The following is a 25727-nucleotide window of genomic DNA, read 5'->3' on the forward strand; positions in this document are numbered from 1 at the left end:
GCATCGAAGTAGCCGGTGCCGACCTCGCGCTGGTGCTTGGTGGCGGTGTAGCCGCGGGCCTCGTCGGCGAACTCGCGCTCCTGGAGTTCCACGTAGGCGGACATCTGGCGCTCCTGGTAGCCCTTGGCCAGATCGAACATGGAGTGGTTCAGGGCGTGGAAGCCGGCCAGCGTGATGAACTGGAAGGTGTAGCCCATGGCGCCGAGCTCGCGCTGAAACGTGGCGATCGTGGCATCGTCCAGATTCTTCCTCCAGTTGAAGGACGGCGAGCAGTTGTAGGAGAGCATCTGGTCCGGGAACTCGGACTTGACGGCCTCGGCGAACTTCTTGGCCAGCTCCAGGTCCGGGGTGCCGGTCTCCATCCAGATGAGGTCGGAGTACGGGGCGTAGGCCTTGGCGCGGGCGATGCAGGGCTCGATCCCGTTGCGGACCTTGTAGAAGCCCTCGGCGGTGCGCTCGCCGGTGATGAACTCGGTATCCCGCTCGTCCACATCCGAGGTGATCAGGGTGGCGGCCTCGGCATCCGTGCGGGCGATGACCACGGACGGGACATCGGCGACGTCGGCCGCGAGGCGGGCGGCGTTCAGGGTGCGGATGTGCTGGCCGGTCGGGATGAGGACCTTGCCACCCAGGTGGCCGCACTTCTTCTCGGAGGCCAGCTGGTCCTCCCAGTGCACGCCGGAGGCGCCGGAGGCGATCATGGACTTCATCAGCTCGTAGGCGTTCAGCGGTCCGCCGAAGCCGGCCTCGGCGTCGGCGACGATCGGGACCAGGTAGTCCTCCACGGTCTGGACACCCTCGGCGAACTCGATCTGGTCGGCACGCATCAGCGCGTTGTTGATGCGTCGGACCACCTGCGGCACCGAGTTGGCCGGGTACAGGGACTGGTCCGGGTAGGTGTGGCCGGAGAGGTTGGCGTCGGCGGCGACCTGCCAGCCGGAGAGGTAGATGGCACGCAGCCCGGCCTTGACCTGCTGCACGGCCTGGTTGCCGGTGAGGGCGCCCAGAGCGTTGGTGTAGGAGCCCTCGGCGTGCTCACTGGTCAGTTGCTCCCAGAGCTTCTCGGAGCCGCGGCGGGCCAGCGTGTGCTCCTCCTGGACGCGGCCGCGGAGCTTGACGACGTCCTCGGCGGTGTAAGTGCGCTCAGTGGTGGCCCAGCGGGAGTTGTGATCCCAGTCGTGCTGGATCTGCTCGGCGCTGGCCGGGGTGTGCTGGGTGTTCTGCTCGGTCATGGCAGTCTCCTTGGTTCGGCTGGACTCTGGTCTGTGGTGTCGAAGCGGGGTATCGCTGCTTCGTTGAGATCCAGTCTTGACGTCCATGCCCTCGCCGAGAGGAGAATTCCGAGGAAACTATTCGTCATTTGTGACGGTGGTCAGAAACTCGCAAGTTTGGCAGCCAGATCGCCGGGTCATCCAGCGTTTGACCCAGGATCTACGAAATGGAAGAACTTCTTGACCCAGGAGGGTCGGAACTACTCCTCAGACGGAGGCCATCCGGCGGCCAGCTCCAGGGCGTAGTCCTCCGCGTCGGTGAAGCCGATGATCTGGCGGGGTGACCCGGCGACGACGGTGGGCTGGACCGTCTCGATCGTCCCTGCCTGCGCTAGGGCATCGGCCACCGACTGGGCCGGGAGCAGCGCCCGGAACTGTGCCCAGGTCGGCGGCATCAGCCGGTGCCGGCCGGCCTGGAAATCGGCCAGGGCCTCGGCAGCAGTCGTCCATCGGCTGGCGATGCCTTCAAAGGACAGTGTTCCCGGCAGTTGGCCCTCCGGCAGGGCGGCGGCGAAGAAGTAGGTGTCGTACCGTCGTGGCGGCCCCTCGGGGGTGATCCATCGGGAGAGGGGTCGCAGCCCGCTCGGATCGGGCCGCAGTGCGTGCTCGGCCAGCAGGGCACCGAAGTCCATCTCTTGGTCCTCGACCTGCTGGCGTGTGTCCTCGGGCCAGTCGGACAGGAGGTCCGCGCTCACGGGAGTGCCGTCCCGGTTTCGGGCCAAGAGCACGCCCGTCTCCTCGAAGGTCTCCCGCACGACGCCGGCCAGTACTTTTCCTGCCGCGTCCGGTTCCAGCCGGAGTAGTCGACCCCATGCGGCCAGGTCCGTCCCGTCCCAGAGATCCGGAGGCAGCGCATCGGCCGAGTCGATGCGCCCGCCCGGAAAGGCGGAGACCCCGGCGCTGAAGGCCAGGGACGCATGGCGGGTGATGGTGAAGATCTCCGGCGCGCCACCGTCTGGCGCGTCGCGGAGCAGCAGGACAGTCGCTGCCTGCGGGATCGGCTGCGCCGTGGGGGAGGTCATGCCGATGCTCCGTGGTGGTCGGGGGAGGGGGCGGGTGTCGCTGAGGCGGAGCCGGTCTGGTGGGCGGGATTCCCGGGGCGGTGATGGTGTCCCTCTCCGGCCAGGGATCGCAGGGCCATGCCGGCCAGGATATCCCCGGCGCGTTGACCATCCAGGGGTCCGGGGGCGCGACGTGGTGCCGAGTCGGCGCTGTGGGGCGTGGAATTCAGCAATCCAAAAGTACCCAGGAGGCGGACCTGGCGCTCGCCGTCGTCGAGCTCGGGGCGCAGTGAGACCAGCACTCCGTCCCAGAGCTGGACGTACTCGCGCTGCAGCCGGCGCACGGTCTGGTTGTCCTCGGGCGCGAGGGAGGGCAGCTCGCGGTCCTGGATGCGGATGACATCCGGGTCCGTGGTGGCGAAGTCCAGGTGGAAGCGGACCAGCCGTTCCAGGGTCTGGGCCGGTTCGGCCGTCCGATCGGCGGCCCCCGCCTCCGCCAGGATGGCCCGGCATCCCGCCAGGAGCCGTTCGGAGGCGTCCACGAGGATCTCGGCCAGCAGGGCGTCCTTGCTGGCGAAGTGCTTGTAGAGCGCGGGGCCGCTCATGCCTACCGCCTCGCCCAGCTCCGTGGTGGAGACCGCCGCGAAGCCGCGCTCGGCGAAGAGCCGTGCCGCCGATTCCATCAGGGCCGTGCGGCGATTGGCCTTCTGGGTGGCCCGCCAGGTTGCCGTCATCGTGTCCCTCGCCGTTGTCTCTGGTGTTCCTGCTGCCGGTTGAACTCAGCATAGACAACTTCGGTTACTGACCGATAACCTATTTCTAGTTACTGATTGCTAACCCAAAGGACGGCACTGCCGATGTCAGCGACGTACGAAGACCTGATCGCCGAACTCCGCGAGCGGCGCGCCGCCGCGGCGCTCGGCGGGCCGGAGAAGTCACGGGAGAGGCACACCGCCCGGGGCAAGATGCTGGCCCGGGACCGCGTGGACACCCTGCTGGATGAGGGCAGCCCCTTCCTCGAGGTGGCCCCGCTGGCAGGCCATGACCTCTATGACGGGGCCGCCCCCGCGGCGGGCGTGGTGGCCGGCATCGGGCTGATCGAGGGCCGGCACGTGATGGTCGTGGCCAACGACGCCACGGTGAAGGGCGGCACCTACTACCCGATCACCGTCAAGAAGCACCTGAGGGCCCAGGAGATCGCGGCCGAGAACCGGCTGCCCTGCATCTACCTCGTCGACTCCGGCGGTGCCTTCCTGCCGATGCAGGACGAGGTCTTCCCGGACCGGGACCACTTCGGCCGCATCTTCTACAACCAGGCGCGGATGTCCCGGGACGGCATCCCCCAGATCGCCGCCGTCATGGGATCCTCCACCGCCGGTGGTGCCTATGTGCCGGCGATGAGCGATGAGACCGTGATTGTCCGGAACCAGGGGACCATCTTCCTCGGCGGACCGCCGCTCGTGAAGGCGGCCACGGGCGAGGTCGTGACCGCCGAGGACCTCGGTGGCGGCGAGGTGCACTCGACGGTCTCCGGCGTGACCGACCACCTGGCCGAGAATGACGAACACGCCCTGCAGATCGTCCGGGACATCGTGGCCACGCTGGAGTCGACACCGTCGCTGCCGTACGTGCCGGCCGACGTCGTGGACCCGGAACAGTCCCCGGAGACCCTCACCGACGTTGTCCCGGTCTCGCTGACCACCCCTTATGACGCTCGCGAGATCATCGCCCGCACGATCGACTCCGGCAGCTTCCACGAGTTCAAGTCCACGTACGGCACCACCCTGGTCACCGGCTTCGCCCGGATCCACGGCCACCGCGTGGGCATCCTGGCCAACAACGGGGTCTTGTTCGCGGAGTCGGCCCTCAAGGGCGCCCACTTCATCGAGCTGTGCGAGCAGCGGGGCATCCCGCTGCTGTTCCTGCAGAACATCACCGGGTTCATGGTGGGCCGCGAGTACGAGGCCGGGGGGATCGCCAAGCACGGCGCCAAGATGGTCAACGCCGTGGCCACCGCGTCCGTGCCCAAGGTGACCGTCGTCGTCGGCGGATCCTTCGGGGCCGGCACCTACTCGATGTGCGGGCGGGCCTACTCACCGCGCTTCCTGTGGCTGTGGCCGAATGCCCGCGTCTCCGTGATGGGCGGTCCCCAGGCGGCCTCCGTCCTGTCCACCGTGCGCCGGGACCAGATCGAGGCCGGCGGCGGCACCTGGAGTGCGGAGGAGCAGGCCGCGTTCGAGGCGCCGACCCGGGAGCAGTACGAGCACCAGGGCAGCCCCTACTACTCGACCGCCCGGCTCTGGGACGACGGCATCATCGAGCCGGCCCAGACCCGCGACGTCCTGGGCCTGGCCCTGGATGTCGTCATGCGGGCGCCCTCCGACAGCACCGCCCAGACACCCGCCGGCCATACGTCGTCCTTCGGCGTCTTCAGGATGTGATCGTGATGTTCAAAACTGTCCTCATCGCCAACCGTGGCGAGATCGCTTGCCGCGTGATCCGCACCCTGCGTTCGCTGGGCATCCGCTCCGTCGCCGTCTACTCGGACGCCGACGCCGGCGCGCGCCACGTCCGCCTGGCGGACGCCGCCGTCCGACTGGGGCCGGCACCCGCGGCGCAGTCCTACTTGGACATCGACGCCGTCCTGGCGGCCGCCCGCGCCACCGATGCCGAGGCCATCCATCCCGGCTACGGCTTCCTGGCCGAGAATGCCGGATTCGCCCAGGCCTGTGATGAGGCCGGGATCGTCTTCATCGGCCCGTCGGCCGAGTCGATCCGGGTGATGGGGGACAAGATCACCGCCAAGAACGCGGTGGAAGCCCGCGGGGTACCGACCGTCCCCGGCATTGCCCGGCCCGGGCTGTCCAATGACGAGCTCGCCGCGGCTGCCGCCGGCATCGGCTACCCGCTGCTGATCAAGCCCTCCGCCGGGGGAGGTGGCAAGGGCATGCACGTGGTCGATGCCGAGGGCCAGCTCGCGGGTTCCCTGGAGGCCGCCCGGCGCGAGGCCGCCGCGAGTTTCGGGGACGACGCCCTGTTCCTGGAGCGTTACGTCCTGACCCCACGGCACATCGAGGTCCAGGTCCTGGCCGATGCCCACGGCACCGTGATCCACCTCGGCGAGCGCGAGTGCTCGCTGCAGCGCCGCCATCAGAAGGTCATCGAGGAGGCGCCCTCGCCCCTGCTGGACGAGGCCACCCGCGCCCGGATCGGCGAGGCCGCCTGCGAGACGGCGCGCTCCGTGGGCTACCGCGGGGCCGGAACGGTCGAGTTCATCGTCCCGGCGGACGCCCCGGACGAGTTCTTCTTCATGGAGATGAACACCCGCCTGCAGGTGGAGCACCCCGTCACCGAGGAGATCACCGGGGTCGACCTGGTCGAACAACAGCTCCGCGTGGCCGCCGGGGAGGTGCTGGAGCTGGAGCAGGACGACATCCTCCTGGACGGCCACTCCATCGAGACCCGCATCTACGCCGAGGACCCGGCGGCCGGATTCCTGCCCACCGGCGGACGGGTGGAGCACGTCCGGCACCCCGCGGGGGAGGGCGTCCGTGTGGACACCGCCCTCGAGGACGGCCTGTCAGTCTCCGTCGATTACGACCCGATGCTCGCGAAGGTCATCACCTGGGGGCGGGACCGTGAGGAGGCCCGGCGGCGGATGGTCGCCGCCCTGGAGGACACCGCGGTCGTCGGGTTCACCACCAACGTGGAGTTCCTGCGCGCGCTGCTGGAGCTGCCGGCCGTCGTCGCCGGGGAACTGGACACCGGCCTGATCGCCCGCGAATTCGACGCCCTCGAGTTCGCGACTCCGGGGGAGCGGGAGTTCCGGGAGGCCGCCCTGCTGATGGACGCCGCCCGCGGGTCCTCAACTGATCCCTGGCGCCGCCGTGACGGCTGGCGTCTGGGCACGCCGGCGCCACGCCGGTTCCCGCTGGTCGCCGCGGACGGCACCAGCCACACGGTGCTGCTGTCCGGCACGGTGGATGCCCCCGCCGTGGTCTCCGCGGGGGACACCGGGCCCGACACCGGCCGGACCGCACCGCTGCCCGCGCTCGTCACCCGCCGGGGGCAGGAGGTCGCCGTCACGATCGGCGGCGTCGGGCGCAGCTTCACGGCCGTCGTCGGCCCCGAGGGGGTCCAGCTCACCCGCCGGGGGGCGTTGTTCGACATCCGCCGGGTGCGCGCGGACCACCGTGTCCACGGCGAGACCGAGTCCACACCGACCCTGGTCTCCCCGATGCCGGGGACCGTCCTGGTGACCTCGGTCGACGACGGTGCCACCGTGGCCGAGGGGGATCCGGTGCTCGTGGTCGAGGCCATGAAGATGGAACACGTCATCCGCTCCACGGTGGCCGGCACAGTGGCGCTGCACGCCGCCGTGGGGGACGCCGTCTCCCGGGGCCAGGTGCTCGCGGTGATCACCCCGGCGGCCACCGAGGGCGCCGAGGACGGCGACGGGCCTGGTGCCAGCGGTGGGAACACGAAGAACCCGGAAAGCCCGGAGAAGGAGGGGAGCGTCGCGTGAGTGAGAAGCGCATCGTCCAGCGAGGACTGTACTTCGACGAGATGGAGGAGGGGGCCGTCTACGTCCACAGCCCCGGCCGTACGGTGACCGAGGCGGACAACGTCCTGTTCACCACCCAGACGATGAACACGCAGTCCCTGCACCTGGATGCGGCGTGGTCCGCGGACACCGAGTTCGGCGAACCGCTGGTCAACAGCATGTTCACCCTCTCCACGCTGGTCGGGCTGTCCGTGGCGCAACTGACCCAGGGGACCATCGTGGCCAACCTCGGCTTCAGCGAGGTGACGTTCCCGGCGCCCATGCGGCACGGGGACACGCTGTACGCCGAGACCCTGATTTCGGGGAAGCGGCGCTCGCGGTCCCGTCCGCACCAGGGGATCGTGGAGTTCGAGCACACGGCCCGCAATCAGGACGGAGTGGTGGTGGCCGTGGCGAAGCGGTCCACGCTGATGCAGGTCTCTCCGGAGGCGCTCGCGGCCGAGGGGGAATCATGAATCTCGGGCCGTCCATCCTCTTCTGCCCGGCTGACCGGCCCGAGCGGTACGCCAAGGCGGCCGCTGCGGCCGATGCGGTGATCCTCGACCTCGAGGACGCGGTCGCCCCGGCGGACAAGGCCGCAGCACGGGAACACGTGGTCGCGTCGTCGTTGGACCCGGCCACGACCATCGTGCGGGTCAACCCCGTCGGCGGTGAGACGGCCCGGGGGCACGAGCTGGACCTGGCCGCCCTGGCAGGTGGTCCCTACCGGGTGCTCATGGTCGCGAAGGTCGAGGACCCGGCCCAGCTGGACCACCTGCAGGAGGCCGGATACTCCGTCATCGCGCTGTGCGAGACGGCCGCCGGTGTGGAGCGGGCCTTCGAGATCGCCCGGCACCCGGCCGTCGTCGCGCTGATGTGGGGGGCCGAGGACCTGGTGGCGTCCATGGCCGGCACGTCCAGCCGCTTCGCCGACGGTCCACGCGCCGGCCAGTACCGCGAGGTGGCGCGCTACGCCCGGTCACGCGTGCTGGTGGCCGCCAACGCCGCCGGCAAGGTGGCGGTGGACACGGTGTTCATGGACATTGCCGACCTGGACGGGCTGCGCGTTGAGGCCGAAGACGCGGTGGCCTCCGGCTTCGCCGCGACGGCGTGCATCCACCCCTCCCAGGCGGCCGTGCTCCGGGAGGCTTACGCGCCGAGTGCCGACGAAAGCGAGTGGGCCCAGGCCGTGCTGGCCGAGGCCGAGGTGCAGCCGGGCGTGTTCCGGTTCCGCGGGCGCATGGTGGACGAGCCGGTCCTGCGGCAGGCGCGGCGGATCGTGGGGTGAACCCCGCGCGCGGAGGCCCGGATCCCGCTGGGGCCCGGGCCTCCGTCCAGCGTCAGCGCAGCAGGGCGTCGGTGTACTCGACCGCCGCAGAGCCGTGTTCAAGGACGGCTGGCGCGGCGCCGCCGTCGGGATGGACCTCTTCTTCTCGCCGCCGCAGTTCCACGCGGCGGATCTTTCCGGAGATGGTCTTGGGCAGGTCATGGAACTCGAGGCGGCGGACGCGCTTGTAGGGGGCCAGGTGCTCTCGGCAATGCTGCAGGATGGCTCGGGCCGTCTCCTCGTTCGGCTCCCAGCCCTCGGCCAGGCGGACGTAGGCCTTCGGCACGGCCAGCCGGAGCGGGTCGGGGGACGGCACCACGGCGACCTCGGCCACCGCCGGGTGCTCGATGACCGCTGACTCGAGCTCGAAGGGGGAGAGGCGGTAGTCGGAGGCCTTGAAGACGTCGTCATTGCGGCCGACATAGGTGATGATCCCGTCGGCGTCCCGGCTGACGATGTCACCCGTGTGGTAGACGCCGCCGCGGAAGGCCTCGGCCGTTCGCTCGGGGTCCCCCCAATATCCGACGGTCAACCCGACCGGCCGTGGGTCCAGCCGGAGGCATAGTTCACCGGTGTCCGGCGCCTCGTCGCCCGTGTCCGGGTCGATGAGGACGACGTCGTAGCCGGGAAGCGGGCGTCCCATGGCGCCGGGCCGGACGGGCTGTCCCGGCGTGTTGGCGACCTGCAGGGTGGACTCGGTCTGACCGAACCCGTCGCGGATCTGGGTGCCCCAGGCCTTCTCGACCTGGGCGATGACCTCGGGGTTCAGCGGCTCTCCCGCTGCCACCACCTTGGTGGGAGGGTCCTTGAGCTGGGTGAGGTCGGCCTGGATCAGCATCCGCCAGACGGTGGGCGGTGCGCAGAAGCTGGTGACGCCCTCCTGCTCCATCTGACTCATGAGAGCAGAGGCGTCGAACCGTCCGTAGTTGTAGAGGAACACGGTGGCCTCGGCGATGAAGGGGGCGAAGAAATTGGACCAGGCATGCTTGGCCCACCCGGGGGAGGCCACGTTGAGGTGCACGTCGCCGGGTTCGAGCCCGATCCAGTACATCGTGGACAGGTGGCCCACCGGGTAGGACGTGTGGGTGTGCTCCACGAGTTTGGCCTTCGACGTGGTGCCGGAGGTGAAGTAGAGCAGCAGCGTTTCGTCGGCGGCCGTGGGCTCGCTCAGGTGGAACCGTGCGGGGGCATTGACGGAATCGGCCCAGTCATGGACGGGGCGCCGCGTGGACGAGCCGTCGGTGCGCTCGCCGATCTGGATGATCTGGAACTCGCCCGGGACGTCGTCGAACTTGGGCATCTCTGCGCCGGTGGTGACCACCCAGGAGGCCTCACCCCGCTCGATGCGGTCCGCCAGGTCGGAGGTTCCGAGCATCACGGTCGAAGGGATCACCGGGGCTCCCAGGCGGAAGCAGGCCAGCATGACTTCCCACAGTTCGATCTGGTTGCCCAGCATCACGATGACCCGATCCCCCCGCTGGACGCCGAGGGTCGTGAGCCAGGCAGCGACCTGATGGGAACGCACCGAGAGGTCGCGATAACTGCGTCGTTCCGCGGTGCCGTCTTCCTCGACGATCACCACGGCCGGCTGGTCCGCGCGGGATCCGGAGGCGATGTCATCGATCCAGTCGGCTGCGAAGTTGAAGTGCTCGAACTGCGGCCAGGTGAAGGTTGCATGGGCCTGGTCCGGATCGGTGCGGCATGCCAGTAGCTGGTCGCGGGCCTGCCGGAAGGTGTCGGCGGCGGACTGCGTCATGGGGACCTCTCTCAGTCACGGGATGATGTGTGACGCCAGACTACTGATGTGGTGACGTCTCCCACAGGCGGGCATCCGCGGCACGTCCGCTGCGGTGCCCACGGGGTGCATGAGCCGTGCTATCGCGCTCGGGGGCCCATGATGCCGCAGACCGGGGCCGGCCAGGAGTAGCTCGCGTGATCGTCGGCAAGGAGCCGGTCGTAGGCCGCTGCGACGTCGTCCGGGAACGCCACGCCACGACGGCTGTCCAGGTCAACGTGCACCAGGACGGTCTCGAAGATGCAGGCCAGCAGGTCCTTCTCGCGGTCCATGATCAGGGCGACCAGGTGACAGACCTTGGAGCTGCGCTCCAGGACGCGGACATGGGCGGTGATGGATGTGCCGAGGCGCATCTCCTGCAGGTAGGTCAGGTGCTGTTCTGCCGTGAACAGGCCCATGCGGCGGTGTGCCCGGTACTCGTCGTCGACGCCCAGTCCGCGGATGACCTGGTCCGTCGACAAGCCGCCGAGGTCCAGATAGTGACGGATGTTCATGTGTCCGTTCATGTCGATCCAGTCCTGAGGGACCTCGTCGGTCCACGAGGCCGGAACCTGGAGGACTTCTTCAGCGCTCGGAACGGCGGTGACAACGGCCATGAAGGGACTCCTCGGCGTAGATGTGAGCGACTGATATTTCGCATCTGCAGGTGGATCGGGCCGATCCAGGTGGTTCCTGGCGGCTTGTCGGCAGAGTGCAGTGACCACTCTTTGTTGAACTACTGATCCTGCCCGCAATATTGAACGATTGGAAGACCTAGTAATTACTAGGAAGCCCTAGTACCTTGGTCGGCAGATCCAATATCACCCCGTGCCGAGGAGAGCGCTCCATGAAGATTGTCGTGTTGGCGAAGCAGGTTCCGGATACCTGGTCGGATCGGAAGATCGACCTGGAGTCAGGGCTTTTGGACCGTGCTGCGTCCGAGCCGGTGCCGGACGAGATCAACGAGCGGGCGTTGGAGAACGCGCTGGCGTTCAAGGACGAGAACAAGGACACCGAGATCGTCGTGGTGGTCATGGGGCCGGAGGATGCCACCAAGACGCTGCGGAAGTTGCTCTCGATGGGCGCGGACTCCGCCGTCCTGGTCAGTGATGCGGCCTTGGCCGGGTCGGATATGGTCCAGACGGCCCGGGTGCTGGCCGCCGCGATCGAGAAGGTCGGAGGAGTCGATCTGGTGGTGGCCGGAAATGAGGCCACGGATGGTCGGGGCGGGATGATCCCGGCCATGGTCGCCGAGGTGCTCGGGTTGCCGGTGCTGCCGGGTCTGGACGAGATCCAGATCGCTGTGGACCGGGTTTCGGGTGAGGCCGTCGTCGACGGCGGCGCGCTGCAGGTCTCCTCCGGTTACCCGGCGGTGGTCTCGGTGACGGAGAAGACGGCCGAGCCGAGGTTCCCGAACTTCAAGGGGATCATGGCGGCGAAGAAGAAGCCGTTGGAGAATTGGTCTTTGGCAGACCTGGGCATCCAGGCCGGCCCGGAGGCCGCCTCTGTCCGGTCGGTGATGGTCTCCGCGGCGGCCCGGCCGCCGAAGGAAGCCGGCCCGAAGGTCGCCGATGACGGCACGGCGGCGGCGCAGTTGGCCGAGTTCCTGGCCACGAACCGGCTCATCTGAGCCCGGTGCCCCCTGGCCTGATCTGAGAACCCCACGAGATTTTTGAGCTGAAGGAAGCACACCCGATGACCGAAACTGCGAACGTTGGAAATGTACTGGTCCTGATCGAGACCACCGCCGAGGGGACCCCGAAGTCCACAGCCGCGGGCCTGCTGGGCGCCGCTGCCGGACTGGGGAGCCCGGTGGCGGTGGCGGTGACCGCCCCCGGACAGTCCGGGAATCTGACTGCCGAGCTGGGAGCCCTGGGTGCGGCCCAGGTGTACCTGGCCGAGTCGGAGTCCGCGGCCACCGAGCTGGGGTCCGCCGCCGTGGGTGCCCTGGCTGATGCGGTGCAGGCGTTCTCGGCGCCCGTCGTCCTGGCCTCGGCCACGAATGACTCCAAGGCCGTGGCCGGTCGCCTGGCGATCGTGGCCGGCGGATCCGTGGCCAGCGACGTCGTCGGCATCGCCTACGACGAGGAAGGTCAGGAGGTCATCGCCTCCCACGCGGTGTTCGGTGGGGACTTCACCACCGAGTCCACCGTGGAGGGCGGCCTGTTGATCGCCACCGTGCGCCCCGGTTCGATCGAGGCCCGTGCTGAGGCCGTGGCCTCCCCGGAGGTGACGACGGCTGCGGTATCCACCCAGACCGCGAAGGGTGCCGTGATCGACTCGGCCAGTGACGCCCCGGCCACTTCGGAGCGTCCCGCGCTGCGCGGGGCCAAGGCCGTGGTCTCCGGTGGACGTGGGGTGGGCTCGAAGGAGGCCTTCTCCGTAGTCGAGGACCTGGCCGATGTGCTCGGCGCGGCGGTGGGCGCGTCCCGCGCAGCGGTCGATGCCGGCTACGTCCCGCAGTCGTACCAGGTCGGCCAGACCGGTGTGACGGTGACCCCGCAGCTGTACGTGGCGTTGGGGATTTCCGGGGCGATCCAGCACCGGTCCGGGATGCAGACGTCCAAGACGATCATCGCGATCAACAAGGACGAGGACGCCCCGATCTTCGAGGTCGCGGACTTCGGGATCGTCGGGGACGTGTTCACCGTGGTCCCGCAGCTGATCGAGGAGATCGGCAAGCGCCGCAACTGATTGCAGCCGCTGACGTCCGCGGGCCGGACCATGCTCGGCCTGCGGAGGGCGCAGGCCGGTCCGGCATGTCTCCCGCGCACCTGGCGCACCGTCATGATCCCTTGAGAAGGACTGATTACCACCATGAGCAGCGAGCAGAACCCGGGACAGCCTCCGGCACGGCGCCGCATGGCCGGTTATACACCGCTGGCCGGACAGCCCGAGACGCCGGCCCCTGAGCCCGAGACTCCGGCCCCGGCTGTGTCTGAGCTCCCGGCCGCGGCCCCTGAGGCCCAGGTCCCGGAGGTTGCTGTCGCATCCCAGGACTCGACGTCGACGGAGCAGCCGGAACCGGTTTCCCCGGCACAGCCCGCGGTCCCGACGAGCCAGACGGAACAGGCGCCCGTGGCCGCGGCAACGGACGCCACCGCCCGGAAGCGCCGCATGGGCGGTGCCCCGGCACCGTCCGCACCGACGCGGAAGCGCCGGATGGGTAGTGCCCCGGCTCCGACTGCAGCCGCCGCGCCCACCGCCCCCCTCAATCAGGACGCGTCACCGGCTGGCCAGGACACCTCGGCCACCCAGCCAGCCGCAGGTGAGCCGACGGCGTCCCAGGCCGCCCCGGCTGCTGCGAACGCGCCGGCAGCTCCGACCGCTGGTGCGCCGAAGCGTCGCATGGGCGGCGCTCCGTCGGCCCCGGCCACCACCCCGGCGGCATCGGCATCCGATGCCTCGGCCTCCGGGACCGAGGAGGCAGCAGCGGCCCCGAAGAAGCGGATGGGCGGGGCGCCGGCTCCGCTCAAGACCCGCATGGGTGGCGCCCCAGCCTCCGGGCCGACGGCTGGTTCCACTCCGGCGGTTTCCACTCCGGCGGCCACCGCCTCGACCGGCTCCACGTCGGCCGCCGCGGCCCCCTCCGCTGCGACCGCAACCCCCGCCGCCTCCAGCGCCGCCCCCGCCTCCGGAACCGCCACGCGGACCGCCTCGGCCAGCCGGCCGTCGTCGGGCAGGATGGGTTCGACCGGAGGGGCAGGAACGCCGGGCCCGGCCGGTGCGGCGACCCCGCCGAAGCCGGAACGCCCGTGGGTCAAGCCCGCTATGATCATCGGCGCACTGGTGGTGCTCGCCGCGCTGGTCGTGTTGGGCGCCCGGTGGCTGCGGACGCTGGAAGGCGTGCAGGAGTTCATCGCCACCTATGACGGTCATTCCACCCAGCTGGAGGCGGCCCCGGAGGGCATGCCCTGGTGGATGGGATGGCAGCACTTCTTCAACATGTTCCTGATCGTGTTGATCATCCGGACCGGCCTGCAGGTCCGCAACGAGCGCAAGCCCCCGGGCTACTGGACGGCGAAGAAGGGCTCGTTCTTCTCCCCGAAGGGCAATACCCCCAAGAAGGTGTCGCTGACCCAGTGGTTGCACCAGTGCCTGGACGTGCTCTGGGTGGTCAACGGCCTGATCTTCATCATCCTGCTGGTCGTCACGGGGCATTGGATGCGGATCGTCCCCACGGACTGGGACGTGTTCCCGAACTTGCTCTCCGGGGCGATCCAGTACGCCTCGCTGGACTGGCCGACGGAGAACGGATGGGTGCACTACAACGCCCTGCAGGTGATGGCGTATTTCGTCACGGTCTTCATCGCGGCCCCGCTGGCGATCCTGTCCGGGATCCGGTTCTCGACCTGGTGGCCGGACCATGCCGAGCGGCTCAACAAGATCTACCCGGTCGAATGGGCCCGGGCCACCCACTTCCCGGTGATGCTCTACTTCGTGGGCTTCACGGTGGTGCACGTGTTCCTGGTGTTCTTCACCGGGGCCCTGGCCAACCTGAACCACATGTACACCTCCCGGGAAGCCACGGACTGGTGGGGGCTGGTCATCTTCCTGGCCTCACTGCTGGTGACCGCCGCGGCCTGGTTCCTGACCAAACCGTTGTTCACCACCCCGATCGCCGCCCGGACGGGCAAAGTCTCCAAATAGCACCCTTGTCCCGCCCCGCGATCCGGGGAGGGCAGGGGACCATCCTGTCGCCCCACACCCCGGCGCGGCATCGAACGAAGGACAGAGAACATGCTCCGCATCACTGAAGACCAGCAGGCACTCGTGGAGGCGGTCCGCGCTTTCGCCACCGAGCGGATCGCCCCCCACGCCCTGGAGTGGGACGAGCAGAAGCACTTCCCGGTCGACGTCCTGGCTGAGGCGGGGGAGCTCGGCCTCGGCGGTATCTACGTGGATGAGGAACATGGAGGTGCCGGGCTGGAACGCAAGGACGCCGTCCTCATCTTCGAGGAGCTGTCCAAGGCCGACCCCGCTTTGGCCGCGTACATCTCCATCCACAACATGGTGGTCTGGATGATCGACTCCTTCGGCACGGACGAGCAACGGGCGACGTGGGTCCCGGAACTCGTCGGCATGCAGCGCCTCGGCAGCTACTGCCTCACCGAACCCGGAGCCGGCTCCGACGCGGCGTCCCTGGCCACCCGCGCCGTCCGGGATGGTGATGACTATGTCCTCAACGGCGTCAAGCAGTTCATCTCCGGTGCGGGCGCCTCCGAGTACTACGTGGTGATGTGCCGGACCGCGGACACCGGGGCCAAAGGCATCTCCACCCTCGTGGTCCATCAGGAGACTCCCGGGCTCTCCTTCGGTCCGAGCGAGAAGAAGATGGGGTGGAACACCCAGCCCACCCGCCAGGTGATCTTCGAGGACGCCCGCGTCCCGGTCGCCAACCGCCTCGGCGAGGAGGGAGACGGCTTCCACATCGCCATGAAGGGCCTCAACGGCGGCCGCATCAACATCGGTGCCTGCTCCCTGGGCGGCGGGCAGGCGTCCCTGGAGAAGGCCACCGCCTACCTCAAGGAACGCACCGCCTTCGGGGCCCCGCTAACCACCAAGCAGTCCCTGGTCTTCGACCTGGCCGAGATGGACATGAATCTCGAGGCGGCCCGCACTCTCCTGATGCGTGCGGCGGATGCCCTGGACCGTCAGGACCCGGACACCGTCCGGCTGTGCGCCATGGCCAAGAAGGTCGCGACCGACGCCGGGTTCGAGGCCGCCAACACCTCCCTGCAACTGCACGGCGGCTACGGCTACCTGCATGAGTACGGGGTGGAGAAGATCGCCCGGGACCTCCGCGTCCACCAGATCCTCGAGGGATCCAACGAGATCATGCGGCTGATCGTCGGCCGCATGCTGGTCGACGGCTGAAAGGACTCCCCATGAGCACGGACACGCCCACCACCGAAACAGAGCCCGAGGTCATCGTCCGCCGCGCCGGGCGACTGGGCCACCTGGTCCTCAACCGACCGAAGGCGCTGAACTCCCTCACCCACGGCATGGTGAAGACCATCAAGGCCACCCTGGAGACCTGGAAGGACGATGCCACCGTCGCCACCGTCCTCGTCTCCGGCGCGGGGGAGAAGGGCCTGTGCGCCGGCGGAGACATCGTCTCGGTCTACCGCTCCATCACCGAGGGGCGCCCCGAGGACGGGGACGTGTTCTTCGCCGACGAGTACGCCATGAACTCCCTCATCGCCGACTATCCCAAGCCCTATGTGGCCTTCATGGACGGGATCGTCCTGGGCGGTGGCGTCGGGGTGTCCGCGCACGGTTCGCACCGCATCGTCACCGAGCGCACCCGTCTGGGAATGCCGGAGACCGGCATCGGTTTCTTTCCCGACGTCGGCGGGTCCTGGCTGCTGGCCCGCACCCCCTCGCACGTCGGATTGCACATGGCGCTCACCTCCGGCCACGTCACCGGAGCCGATGCCCTCGTTGCCGGTTTCGCCGACCACTTCGTCCCGGCCGAACGGCTGGAAGAACTGGCCCTCGCGCTCGAGTCCACGGGCGCGGACGAGGCGATCGCCGCCGTCGTGAGCGCCGCCCGTGATGTCCCGCCCGCACCGCTGGCCAAGCACGTGCGCTGGATCGAGGCCTGTTACAGCGCGGGCACCGCCGAGGAGATCGTGGCCGCGCTGCAGGCCGACGGTGCCCCGGAAGCCGCTGCGGCGGCCGAGGCGATCCTGGGGAAGTGCCCGACCTCCGTGAAGATCACCCTGGACCACGTCCGCGGCGCGGCGCAGGCCCGCTCGGTGCAGGAGGTCCTGGCGGCCGACTACCGGCTGACCCACCACCTGCTGCGGGCCCACAACTTCCCCGAGGGCATCCGCGCCCTGCTGGTGGACAAGGACCGCAACCCGCAGTGGGAGCCGGCCACGCTCGACCAGGTGACCGCGGACGAGATCACCGCCCTGTCCACCCCTATCGAAGGCCGCGAACTCACCCTCTGACCCACAGCATCCCCCAGGACAACTGCCAGGAGAACTGCCATGACCGAGACCAGCCACCGCGACGACACCAGCGATACCCCAGCACCCACCGGCCCCCGCCCGTCCATCGCCTTCATCGGCCTGGGCAACATGGGTGGACCCATGGCCGCGAACCTCGTCGCGGCCGGCTACACCGTCCACGGCTTCGACCTCGTCCCGGAGGCGCTCGAAGCGGCTCGCGCGGCAGGAGTCGAGATCGCCGCGTCCGGGGCCGACGCGGTCCGAGCCGCGACGTCGGGCGACCGCGGACTGGTGATCACCATGCTGCCGGCCGGCAGGCACGTGCTCGGTGCCTATCAGGGCAACGATGCCACGGAGGGCCTCTTGGCCGCCGCGGCCCAGAACACGCTGTTCATGGATTGCTCCACCATCGCGGTGGAGGACGCCCGCAACCTCCACGAGATCGCGACGGCGGCTGGTCACCGGACCCTGGACGCGCCCGTCTCCGGCGGCACCGTCGGTGCTGAGGCCGGCACCTTGACCATGATGGTCGGCGGAGCCGAGGGTGACTTCGTAGAGGCCCGCCCCGTCCTGGACGTGGTCGGCCGGAATGTGGTCCACTGCGGCCAGCCCGGCAACGGGCTCGCAGCCAAGGTCTGCAACAACCTGATCCTCGGCGCCTCCATGATCGCCGTGTCCGAGGCCTTCGTGCTCGGCGAGAAGCTGGGATTGAGCAACGAGGCCCTGTACGACGTCGCCTCCTCCGCCACCGGCCAGTGCTGGGCTCTGACCACCAATTGCCCGGTTCCCGGCCCCGTGCCCACCTCGCCGGCCAACCGTGACTACCAGCCCGGATTCGCCGCCGCCCTGATGGCCAAGGACCTGGGACTGGCCAAGCACGCGATCGAGACCACGGGCACGCAGAGCCAGATCGGCCTGCTGGCCGAGGAGATCTATGCCGCCTTCGCTTCAGGGCAGGGCGGCACCAAGGACTTCTCGGGGATCATCGAGCAGATCCGCGACCGATCCGGCCACCCCGCGTGAACCGGTCCCGCCCGCCTCGACGCCGCAGACAGCACCGACCACCCACCGCCAAGGAGTAGTACGAGCACCATGAGTACCGACGAGAGCACTGACCAGAGCACGTACGAGACCATCCTGACCAGCACCTCCGGACGCGTCGGGACCATCACGCTGAACCGGCCGAAGGCCCTCAACGCCCTCAACCTGCAGCTCACGGACGAACTGCTCCGGGCCGCCGAGGGCTTCGACGCGGATCCCGAGATCGGCGCCATCGTCATCACCGGATCGGAGAAGGCATTCGCCGCCGGTGCCGACATCAAGGAGATGGCCACCCGCACCTTCGCCGACGTCTACACGGCCGACCTCTTCGGGGCGTGGGACCGGCTCGCCGCGGTGCGGACCCCGGTCATCTCGGCCGTGGCCGGCCATGCCCTGGGGGGCGGCTGCGAACTGGCCATGATCGCGGACATCATCATCGCCGCGGACAACGCGCAGTTCGGCCAGCCCGAGATCAAGCTCGGCATCATCCCCGGCATGGGCGGCTCCCAGCGGCTCACCCGGGCCATCGGCAAGTCCAAAGCCATGGAGATGGTCCTGACCGGCCGGACCATGAGTGCGGACGAGGCCGAGCGGTCCGGCCTGGTGGCCCGCGTGGTCCCGGTGGCCGCACTGCAGGCGGAGGCGGCGGAGCTGGCCGCCGCCATCGCCGGGATGTCCCTGCCGATCGCGATGATCGCCAAGGAATCCGTCAACCGCGCCTACGAGTCGAGTCTGAGTGAGGGCCTGCTCTACGAGCGCCGGATGAACCACGCCTGCTTCTCCACCGAGGACCAGAAAGAGGGCATGGCCGCCTTCGTCGAGAAGCGCCAGGCCACCTTCACCCACCGCTGAGCCCCCACCGGAGTCAGAGTCATCGTTCGCCGCACATCTCGAGGCCGTTCCGGGCCCAGAAAGTGTGCGGAGTGATGATTTTCCAGGTCAGTTCGAGGAAAGAGATAAACCATGAGTGAAATAGTCCTGGACGATCGAGCGGCAGGCATCCTGGCCGGCGTCGAGCAATTGCTGTGGATCGACGGGCGCGCCACCGAAGCGTCCACCGGAGAGTGGCGCGAGGTGCGCAATCCGGCCCGGCGCGGTGAGGTCATCGGCCGGGTGCCGTCGGCCGGAATCGAGGATGTCGACCGTGCCGTGGCCGCCGCGCGGCGGGCCTTCCCGGACTGGCGGAGCGCGCACTTCACAGGCCGGGCCGAGGCGTTGCTGGCCATCGCGGACGACATCGAGGCCGAGGCCGAGAAGTTCGCTCAGCTCACGGCCCTGGACACGGGAAACGCCCTGCGCTCCCAGGCCCGTCCCGAGGTCAAGACCCTGGTCTCCCTGTTCCGGTACTTCGCCGGCGTGGCCGGGGAGTCCAAGGGCGTCACCCTGCCCGCGGGGGACCAGCAGCTGCAGTACACCCGCCGCGAACCGCTGGGCGTGGTGGCCTGCATCCTGCCGTGGAACTCGCCGCTGATGATCGCCGCGTTCAAGGTCCCGGCCGCCCTGGCCGCCGGGAACACCGTGATCCTCAAAGCCGCGGATGACGCGCCCCTGACCATCCAGTACCTGGCCCAGGTCTGCCAGCGGCACGTGCCGGCCGGCGTCGTGAACTCCCTGACCGGCCGCGGCTCGGTGATCGGCAATGCCCTGTCCACTCACCCGGGCGTGGACAAGGTCTCCTTCACCGGCTCCACCGAGGTGGGCCGCGGGGTGGCAGCCCAGGCCTCCGAACGTCTGGCGCATCTGTCCTTGGAGCTGGGCGGGAAGAACCCGTCCATCGTGTTCCCGGACGCGGTCGAGGACGAGGGCATCCTGGACGGGCTGATGTTCTCCTCGCGCTTCGCCCGGCAGGGCCAGTCCTGCACCGCCGGGTCCCGGTTGTTCCTGCACGAGGACATCTACGACGAGATGCTGGAGAAGCTCGCGGCGCGGCTGGGGGCGATGGTCGTGGGTGACCCGCTGGACGAGGCCTCGGACATGGGTGCGGTGATTAACCAGTCTCAGTTCGACCAGATCAGTGGCTTCCTGGAGGAGGGGCGGAACCACCCGGACTTGACCACCGTGCTGGGCGGCTCGGCGCCCACCGAGGGTCCGCTGACCGAGGGCTTCTACCACCTGCCGACCATCTTCGGCGGGGCCCGCAATGACTTCCGGCTGGCCCAGGAGGAGATCTTCGGGCCGGTGCTGGTGGCCATCAAGTGGAAGGACGTGGACGAGGTGATCCAGATGGCCAACGACTCCCACTACGGCCTCGCCGCCTACGTGTGGACCCATGACTTGGATGACGCGTTGAACACGGCACACCGGATCGAGTCCGGGTGGGTTCAGGTCAACCAGGGCGGCGGCCAGGTGGTGGGCCAGTCCTACGGTGGTTACAAGCAGTCCGGGATGGGCCGCGAGGCCTCGCTGGAGGGCATGCTGGAGGGCTTCACCCAGATCAAGCAGATCAACGTGAAGCTGAGGAAGTGAGCGTGGGCTTGAGCATGACGGACCAGAGTGCGGACCACACCCTGCCCGACGGCGGCGGGTCACCCGCCGCTGCCGGCGCGGCACTGCCGCTGGCCGGGATCACCGTGATGGACCTGTCCCGGGCCCTGGCGGGGCCGTACTGCACCGCCCTGCTCGGGGACCTGGGGGCGGAGATCATCAAGGTCGAGTCCGCCAAGGGCGGGGACTCCACCCGGTCGTGGCCACCGTTCGAGGACCAGCACTCGCTCTACTTCGACTCCACCAACCGGAACAAACAGTCGATCGCGGTGGACTTCTACACCGAGCAGGGCCGTCAGCTGCTGTGGGACCTCGCGGTCTCCGCGGACGTGCTGGTGGAGAACTTCCGCCCCGGCGTCCTGTCCACCATGGGCCTGGACCCGGAACGGCTGCGCGCGGCGAACCCGGGTCTGGTCATCGCCTCCGTCTCCGGGTTCGGGGCCACCGGCCCGCTGGCCCAGGCGGCCGGGCTGGACCAGGTGGCCCAGGGCATGTCCGGGCTGATGTCCGTGACCGGCTCGGACGCCGACTCGCCCACCCGGGTGGGCGTGCCGGTCATGGACCTCTACGCGGGAGTCTTCACCGCCGTGGGGATCTGCGCCTCGCTGGCCGGCCGCGCCGGCAACGGCGGTCAAGGCCACGAGGTGGGGACCTCCCTGCTGGAAGCCGGGCTGGCCGTCTCGGCGTTCCAGGGCCAGAACTACCTGTCCACCGGTGCCGTTCCGGTGCCGCAGGGCAACAACCACCCCGTGCTCTCCCCGTACGGGGTGTTCCGCACCGCGGACATTCCGGCGATCATCGCGGTGGGCAACCAGGCGCATTGGAAGAAGTTCTGCGGCATCATCGGCGCCCCCGAGCTCGAGGAGGATCCGCGCTTCGCCCTCGGACGTGACCGCTCGGAGCACCGGGCCGAGCTGACCGAGCTGATCGAACAGAAGCTGGTGCGCCGGCCCGGGCTGGAGTGGATCGAGGAGTTCCGCGCCGCCGGCATCCCGACGGGCCCGATCTACACCTACGCCCAGGCCTTCGAGGACCCCCAGGTGCAGGCCTTGGACATGGTGCAGACCGTCCAGCGGCTCGACGGCTCGGCGCTGCCGCTGCTGCGCGGGCCGCTGAGCATCAACGGCACCGCCACCGGCGTGCGCAAGGCCCCACCCGCCCTGGGCGAGGACACCCGGACCGTGCTCGAGGGGCTCGGCCTGGACGAGGGCCAGATCGCAGGCCTCGTCGAGGCGGGCATCGTGCAGGCACACCCGCCGGCGGGCGGTCGGCCGTGAGCGCGGGGACGGAACCTGAGGCCACCGTGCCCGGCGGGACGGTGGAGATCTCGCAGCAGGGAGCCATCGCCACCCTCACCCTGGCCAACCCGGGGCGGCGCAATACCATGACGGAGGTCATGTGGCGGGCCCTGGAGCCCGCCTGCGCCCGACTGGCGGATGACGCATCGGTGCGCGCCGTCGTCGTGCGCGGGGCCGGAACAGACTTCTCCGCCGGAGCGGATATCTCCGATCTGCGCACCATCCTGCGTGACGAGGATTCCGGGCGTCACGACGGCGGTGCCTTGGCCGCTGGCGAGGCGGCCCTGGCCGGCCTGCACAAGCCGACCATCGCGGCCGTCGAGGGCTATTGCCTCGGGGGAGCCTGGCAGATCGCCGCGGCCTGTGACATCCGCCTGGCGTCCTCGGAGGCGACCTTCGGGATCACTCCCGCCAAGATCGGCATCGTGTATCCGACCGCCGGGATCGAACGGCTGGTGCGGATCGCGGGCCAGGCCACGGCGAAGTACCTGCTGTTCAGCGGTGACTTCGTGGATGCCGAACGGGCCCGCGTGCTGGGCCTGGTCCAGGCGGTGCACCCCGCCGAGACCTTCTGGGGCGAGGTGGATGCATTCGCCGAGCGGCTCGCGTCCCGCTCTCAGCTGTCCATCCAGGCCATGAAGGACATCGTGGACACCATCGTCTCGGCGGGCGCCGGGGCCGGCGGTGGAACCGAACTGCGGCACGCCAACGACCACTGGCAGCAGCTGATGGCCACCGCCGGGGACGCCGAGGCGGGGGTGGGGGCCTTCCTGGCCAAGCGGACCCCGGAGTTCACCTGGAACGGCGGGCGAGACGTCCAGCGGCAGGCCCGGCAGTCGATCAGGACGGGAGATCCCCAGCCGTGACACCTCCGCTCCAGCACGACCCCGTGGCGCAGGCCCACCAGAACTGGGCGGGACACGGGTGGGGTGAGTCCGCCGACGCCATGGCCGCGGTGACCTCCCTGTTCCGTGTGCAGCAGATCCTCATGGCCCGGATCGATGCTGTGCTGCGCCCCCTGGACCTGACCTTCGCCCGCTTTGAGATGCTGACCCTGCTGGGGTTCTCCCGGACGGGGGCGATGCCGCTGGCCAAGGCCTCGAGCCGGCTCCAGGTCCATCCCACCTCGGTCACCAACACCGTGGAGCGCTTGGGACAGGCCGGTCTCGTGGAGCGGCAGCCGCATCCCACGGACGGCCGGGCGAATCTCATCGCCATCACTCCACAGGGCCGCGACCTGGCACTGCAGGCGGCCCGGGAGCTCAACCGCGAGGTCTTCGCCGACCTCGGTCTGCCCGCGGGGGTGCTGACCGACCTCAACCGCATCCTCGGGACGTTTCGCTATGCGGCCGGAGACTTCTCCGAGCCGAGTCCCTTGGCGGGCGGTCCGGCTGGCCGCCGACTCAGCGACGGTGACCCCGGCGGTGGTCCCGTCTCCGCGGCCGCCGAGGAAGGCGCGAGGGAGGGGGAAAGGACGCCGGCCAGCCCGGACGGTGCGGCGGCCCCGACCCCCGGGGATGCCGCGGGCACACCCGTACGCCCCAAGCGGCGCAGGCTGCCGAGAGCATAGGGCATCCCGCCGCCCGCTGGGTTCAAGGACACGCCCCTGATTTGTTTTCTGAAAGAAATAATGAGAAAATAAATAGGTCAATTTCCGGTGGAGGGCTTCCGCCTGCCCCGGTGATGGTTCGGTGTAAGCAACAGGAAGGTGCATCCCACCCATGCGTCTGGTTCCCGGTCAGTTTGTTGTCCATCCCCACCACGGCCCCGCGATCGTCCTTGATCGTCAGGTCCGGCAATTGAAGGGCAAGGACGTCGCGTATGTGGAACTGGACATCCAGGACAAGGGATTGCGCATCTCCGTTCCCGAATCGATGGTCAAGGACATCGGTGTCCGCGATGTCAGCAGCCACACCCAGGTCCGCAAGCTGATGTCCCTCCTGGCGAAGCCCAGCGAGTACGTCGAGGAGCAGTGGTCCCGGCGGCTGAAGGCCTTCCAGGAGAAGCTTGCGACCGGTGACCTGCCCCGCGTGGCCGAAGTGGTCCGAGACCTGCACCGCCGTCAGGCCGAGAAGGACCTGTCCATGGCCGAGCGCACCCTGTACCGCGATGCCGTGGAGATCCTCGCCGCCGAGGTCGCCATCGTCCTGGACATCTCCGTGGTGGAGGCCGAGGACGTCATGGTCCAGGCCATCGACGGCACGCCGCTGAAGGACCTGGGTCTGGACCGCGGCAAGGATTCCAAGCACGCCAAACAGGCCGCCTGACAGGCGCGGCCGTCACCGGGCGGCGCGGAACACCGCTTCGGCCTGCACGAACGGCTTGGGCTGGGTGAGATTCCCGACGTCGGCCCCGCCGGCCACCAGCTCGACGTCCACGATGCGCAGGGAGCGTCCTGCGTGGCGCACTCGGGTGCGCGCGGCGATGGCGCCCCCGGCCGGGCGGAGGAAGAGGACTCGCAGCGACTGCAGGTCGAATCCCGCCCGATCCGGCATGGCTTGCTGAGCCGCCAACCCGGACATGATGGTCAGCGCGCCACCGTGCACTGCCCCCTGTGGGTTCATCAACTCGACGTTCTCGGCAAATTGCGGACCGTCCTGGAAGCTGTCGGTGACGGAGGGGCGTTCGCCGTCGCCGGGCATGGAGCCGCCCTGCATTCCCACGAGCGTGGCCAGGGGCACCTCCGTCTCTGGACCGAGCGGGAGCGATGCCAGTCGCCTGTACTGGTCCGCCGTGGCGCCGGAGTTCGGGCCGACGCCCTGGAACCACCCCGTGGCGTGGATGTAGACCGTTCCTTCGGGATCCTGCAAGCTGGCCTGGGCCATGCCACCCAGGGAGTCGACGGCGGCCGCGCTCGCCCAGGACTCCAGGACGGTTCCCTCGGCGGGGTAGGGGCGGTTGAAATTGAGCTGCAACTCGGTGGTGACGATCCAATCCAGGTCCATGGCGGCCGCGCGGATGGCTCGTGCCAGCGTGTTGTCCAGCAGCACGGCGGCGGAGAGCCCGGTGGGGCGTCCTTCGGCGTCCAGGGACCAGGGGCCCGTCCTCAGGGTGCCCGTCCGTTCCCGCGCCCCGTGCTGCTGTGCCGCGAACAGCTGGACGCGCGTCAGCTGCTCGGTGCGGCCGAGCAGGTGGGGACGTTCGGTCGTGGGGGCCGCGGGCGGCGAAGGGGTAGAGAAGGTCATTCCAGCAACCTAACCCAGAGCGGTTCTTCTCGGCCGCCAGCCGTTGTGACCCGGTTCATATCACGCTATCCTCGGGGCTGCAAAGATAACGGAATGATTAAGATCTCAGGATGCCCGTTCGGCCTCGAAAGGTTTGCCCGGGCAACCGCGTCAGCTATGGGATGTGGCGGCGTGTCGGACGGAGTGATACCGGGCGGTGAAGAGGCCCAAAACCCCGCAAATCCGCCAGACCGGGCTTGAAATCAGATTTCATCTCGTTAGGTTGGAGGGGATGGCAGATGATGCAGACACAGCACTGACCACCCGACCGACAGCCCCCGTGCTCCGCCCTCCGCAGACAGAGGACGGAGCGGCGTTGTGGCATATGACCAAGGACTCGAAGGTCCTCGACCTCAACTCGTCCTACTACTACCTGCTGTGGTGCCGGGACTTCGCCGACACCACCGTGATCGCCGAGATCGACGGCGAGCCGGCCGGCTTCGTCACCGGCTACCTCCGGCCAGATGCCCCCACCACGCTGATGGTGTGGCAGGTAGCCGTGACCGAGGCCGCCCGGGGCCACGGCCTGGCCTCCCGCATGTTGGACGAACTCGTGGCCCGCACCTCAGCCGCGGCGCTGGAGACCACCATCACGGATGACAACGAGGCCTCCCAGCGACTCTTCGCCAGCCTCGCCGAGCGCTTCGGAGCGGACCACCAGATCACCCCACTGATCACGGCGGAGATGTACCCGGACGGACACGACACGGAATACCTCCACCGCATCGCTCCTCTCGCGGAGTAGTCGCCCCGTCGGCGCGTTGTAGCGCTCCCGAATGCCGTGCAGTGGCCTCGCCCCACTGTC

General features: G+C 69.1%; 24 protein-coding genes. 17 read left to right on the forward strand and 7 right to left on the reverse strand.

Annotation, left to right across the window (positions count from 1 at the left end):
* From aceA to RUH65_RS06805, 3 genes are all read right to left on the reverse strand, one after another.
* A partial coding sequence (gene aceA / locus RUH65_RS06795; protein ID WP_313816555.1) for an isocitrate lyase occupies positions 1 to 1232 on the reverse strand: 1232 nt, incomplete at its 3' end.
* A 239-nt stretch (positions 1233 to 1471) separates the two neighbouring features.
* Entirely contained in the window at positions 1472 to 2293 is an 822-nt protein-coding gene (locus RUH65_RS06800) for an NUDIX hydrolase (RefSeq protein ID WP_313816556.1), read from the reverse strand.
* Entirely contained in the window at positions 2290 to 3006 is a 717-nt protein-coding gene (locus tag RUH65_RS06805) for a TetR/AcrR family transcriptional regulator (RefSeq protein ID WP_313816557.1), read from the reverse strand. The genes RUH65_RS06800 and RUH65_RS06805 overlap by 4 nt, the downstream gene beginning before the upstream one ends.
* A gap of 123 nt (positions 3007 to 3129) precedes the next feature.
* Here RUH65_RS06805 and RUH65_RS06810 point away from each other — a divergent pair, with 123 nt between their 5' ends.
* From RUH65_RS06810 to RUH65_RS06825, 4 genes are read left to right on the forward strand one after another with little or no spacing between them, the layout of a single operon-like run.
* A complete protein-coding gene (locus RUH65_RS06810) occupies positions 3130 to 4713 on the forward strand; it encodes a carboxyl transferase domain-containing protein (RefSeq protein WP_313816558.1) in 1584 nt (527 codons plus the stop codon).
* Between the two features lie 5 nt (positions 4714 to 4718).
* A complete protein-coding gene (locus tag RUH65_RS06815) occupies positions 4719 to 6797 on the forward strand; it encodes an acetyl-CoA carboxylase biotin carboxylase subunit (RefSeq protein ID WP_313816586.1) in 2079 nt (692 codons plus the stop codon).
* Between the two features lie 41 nt (positions 6798 to 6838).
* Positions 6839 to 7291, forward strand: coding sequence for a MaoC family dehydratase (locus tag RUH65_RS06820; RefSeq protein ID WP_396179750.1), 453 nt, complete (start codon positions 6839 to 6841; stop codon positions 7289 to 7291).
* Positions 7288 to 8103, forward strand: a complete 816-nt coding sequence (locus tag RUH65_RS06825; protein WP_313816560.1) for a CoA ester lyase — start codon at positions 7288 to 7290, stop codon at positions 8101 to 8103. The genes RUH65_RS06820 and RUH65_RS06825 overlap by 4 nt, the downstream gene beginning before the upstream one ends.
* Before the next feature lie 52 nt (positions 8104 to 8155).
* On the opposite strand, the gene RUH65_RS06830 is transcribed toward RUH65_RS06825, so the two are convergent.
* Positions 8156 to 9898, reverse strand: a complete 1743-nt coding sequence (locus RUH65_RS06830) for an AMP-binding protein (RefSeq protein ID WP_313816561.1) — start codon at positions 9896 to 9898, stop codon at positions 8156 to 8158.
* A 119-nt stretch (positions 9899 to 10017) separates the two neighbouring features.
* The gene (locus RUH65_RS06835) at positions 10018 to 10533 is read right to left on the reverse strand and encodes a thioesterase family protein (RefSeq protein WP_313816562.1); all 516 of its coding nucleotides are present in this window, start codon (positions 10531 to 10533) and stop codon (positions 10018 to 10020) included.
* A gap of 230 nt (positions 10534 to 10763) precedes the next feature.
* On the opposite strand from RUH65_RS06835, the gene RUH65_RS06840 reads away from it, so the two are divergent.
* Together RUH65_RS06840 and RUH65_RS06845 are read left to right on the forward strand one after the other, a co-directional pair.
* Complete coding sequence (locus RUH65_RS06840; RefSeq protein WP_313816563.1) at positions 10764 to 11546, forward strand: electron transfer flavoprotein subunit beta/FixA family protein; 783 nt, start codon at positions 10764 to 10766, stop codon at positions 11544 to 11546.
* 65 nt (positions 11547 to 11611) lie between these two features.
* Positions 11612 to 12610, forward strand: coding sequence for an electron transfer flavoprotein subunit alpha/FixB family protein (locus tag RUH65_RS06845; protein ID WP_313816564.1), 999 nt, complete (start codon positions 11612 to 11614; stop codon positions 12608 to 12610).
* Between the two features lie 521 nt (positions 12611 to 13131).
* Here RUH65_RS06845 and RUH65_RS06850 read toward each other — a convergent pair.
* Positions 13132 to 13680 (reverse strand): hypothetical protein, encoded by a 549-nt coding sequence (locus tag RUH65_RS06850; protein ID WP_313816565.1) that lies wholly within the window; start codon positions 13678 to 13680, stop codon positions 13132 to 13134.
* 7 nt (positions 13681 to 13687) lie between these two features.
* Here RUH65_RS06850 and RUH65_RS06855 point away from each other — a divergent pair, with 7 nt between their 5' ends.
* The 10 genes from RUH65_RS06855 to RUH65_RS06900 all read left to right on the forward strand — a co-directional run bounded on the left by RUH65_RS06855 (position 13688) and on the right by RUH65_RS06900 (position 23965).
* Positions 13688 to 14566, forward strand: a complete 879-nt coding sequence (locus tag RUH65_RS06855; protein ID WP_313816566.1) for a cytochrome b/b6 domain-containing protein — start codon at positions 13688 to 13690, stop codon at positions 14564 to 14566.
* A 90-nt stretch (positions 14567 to 14656) separates the two neighbouring features.
* Positions 14657 to 15793 (forward strand): acyl-CoA dehydrogenase family protein, encoded by a 1137-nt coding sequence (locus tag RUH65_RS06860; RefSeq protein ID WP_313816567.1) that lies wholly within the window; start codon positions 14657 to 14659, stop codon positions 15791 to 15793.
* Positions 15794 to 15804: 11 nt separating this feature from the next.
* Positions 15805 to 16875 (forward strand): enoyl-CoA hydratase/isomerase family protein, encoded by a 1071-nt coding sequence (locus RUH65_RS06865; protein WP_313816569.1) that lies wholly within the window; start codon positions 15805 to 15807, stop codon positions 16873 to 16875.
* 39 nt (positions 16876 to 16914) lie between these two features.
* On the forward strand, positions 16915 to 17898 hold the full coding sequence (mmsB, locus tag RUH65_RS06870) for a 3-hydroxyisobutyrate dehydrogenase (RefSeq protein WP_313816570.1): 984 nt from the start codon (positions 16915 to 16917) through the stop codon (positions 17896 to 17898).
* Between the two features lie 69 nt (positions 17899 to 17967).
* A complete protein-coding gene (locus RUH65_RS06875; RefSeq protein ID WP_313816571.1) occupies positions 17968 to 18768 on the forward strand; it encodes an enoyl-CoA hydratase in 801 nt (266 codons plus the stop codon).
* A gap of 111 nt (positions 18769 to 18879) precedes the next feature.
* Positions 18880 to 20382, forward strand: a complete 1503-nt coding sequence (locus RUH65_RS06880) for an aldehyde dehydrogenase family protein (RefSeq protein ID WP_313816572.1) — start codon at positions 18880 to 18882, stop codon at positions 20380 to 20382.
* 14 nt (positions 20383 to 20396) lie between these two features.
* Entirely contained in the window at positions 20397 to 21677 is a 1281-nt protein-coding gene (locus RUH65_RS06885) for a CoA transferase (RefSeq protein ID WP_313816573.1), read from the forward strand.
* Positions 21674 to 22564 carry an enoyl-CoA hydratase/isomerase family protein gene (locus tag RUH65_RS06890; RefSeq protein WP_313816574.1) on the forward strand — a complete coding sequence of 297 codons (891 nt, stop codon included), beginning with the start codon at positions 21674 to 21676 and terminating at the stop codon, positions 22562 to 22564. Before RUH65_RS06885 ends, RUH65_RS06890 begins: the two co-directional genes overlap by 4 nt.
* Positions 22561 to 23268, forward strand: a complete 708-nt coding sequence (locus RUH65_RS06895; RefSeq protein WP_313816575.1) for a MarR family transcriptional regulator — start codon at positions 22561 to 22563, stop codon at positions 23266 to 23268. The genes RUH65_RS06890 and RUH65_RS06895 overlap by 4 nt, the downstream gene beginning before the upstream one ends.
* Positions 23269 to 23419: 151 nt before the next feature.
* On the forward strand, positions 23420 to 23965 hold the full coding sequence (locus tag RUH65_RS06900) for a CarD family transcriptional regulator (protein ID WP_159548536.1): 546 nt from the start codon (positions 23420 to 23422) through the stop codon (positions 23963 to 23965).
* Positions 23966 to 23977: 12 nt separating this feature from the next.
* Here the strand turns inward: RUH65_RS06900 and RUH65_RS06905 are convergent, their stop codons facing one another.
* Positions 23978 to 24883, reverse strand: coding sequence for a PaaI family thioesterase (locus tag RUH65_RS06905; protein ID WP_313816578.1), 906 nt, complete (start codon positions 24881 to 24883; stop codon positions 23978 to 23980).
* Between the two features lie 271 nt (positions 24884 to 25154).
* On the opposite strand from RUH65_RS06905, the gene ectA reads away from it, so the two are divergent.
* Positions 25155 to 25667, forward strand: a complete 513-nt coding sequence (gene ectA, locus RUH65_RS06910) for a diaminobutyrate acetyltransferase (protein ID WP_313816579.1) — start codon at positions 25155 to 25157, stop codon at positions 25665 to 25667.
* Positions 25668 to 25727: the final 60 nt, after the last annotated feature.

Source organism: Citricoccus sp. (assembly GCF_032154715.1).
Classification (GTDB): domain Bacteria; phylum Actinomycetota; class Actinomycetes; order Actinomycetales; family Micrococcaceae; genus Citricoccus.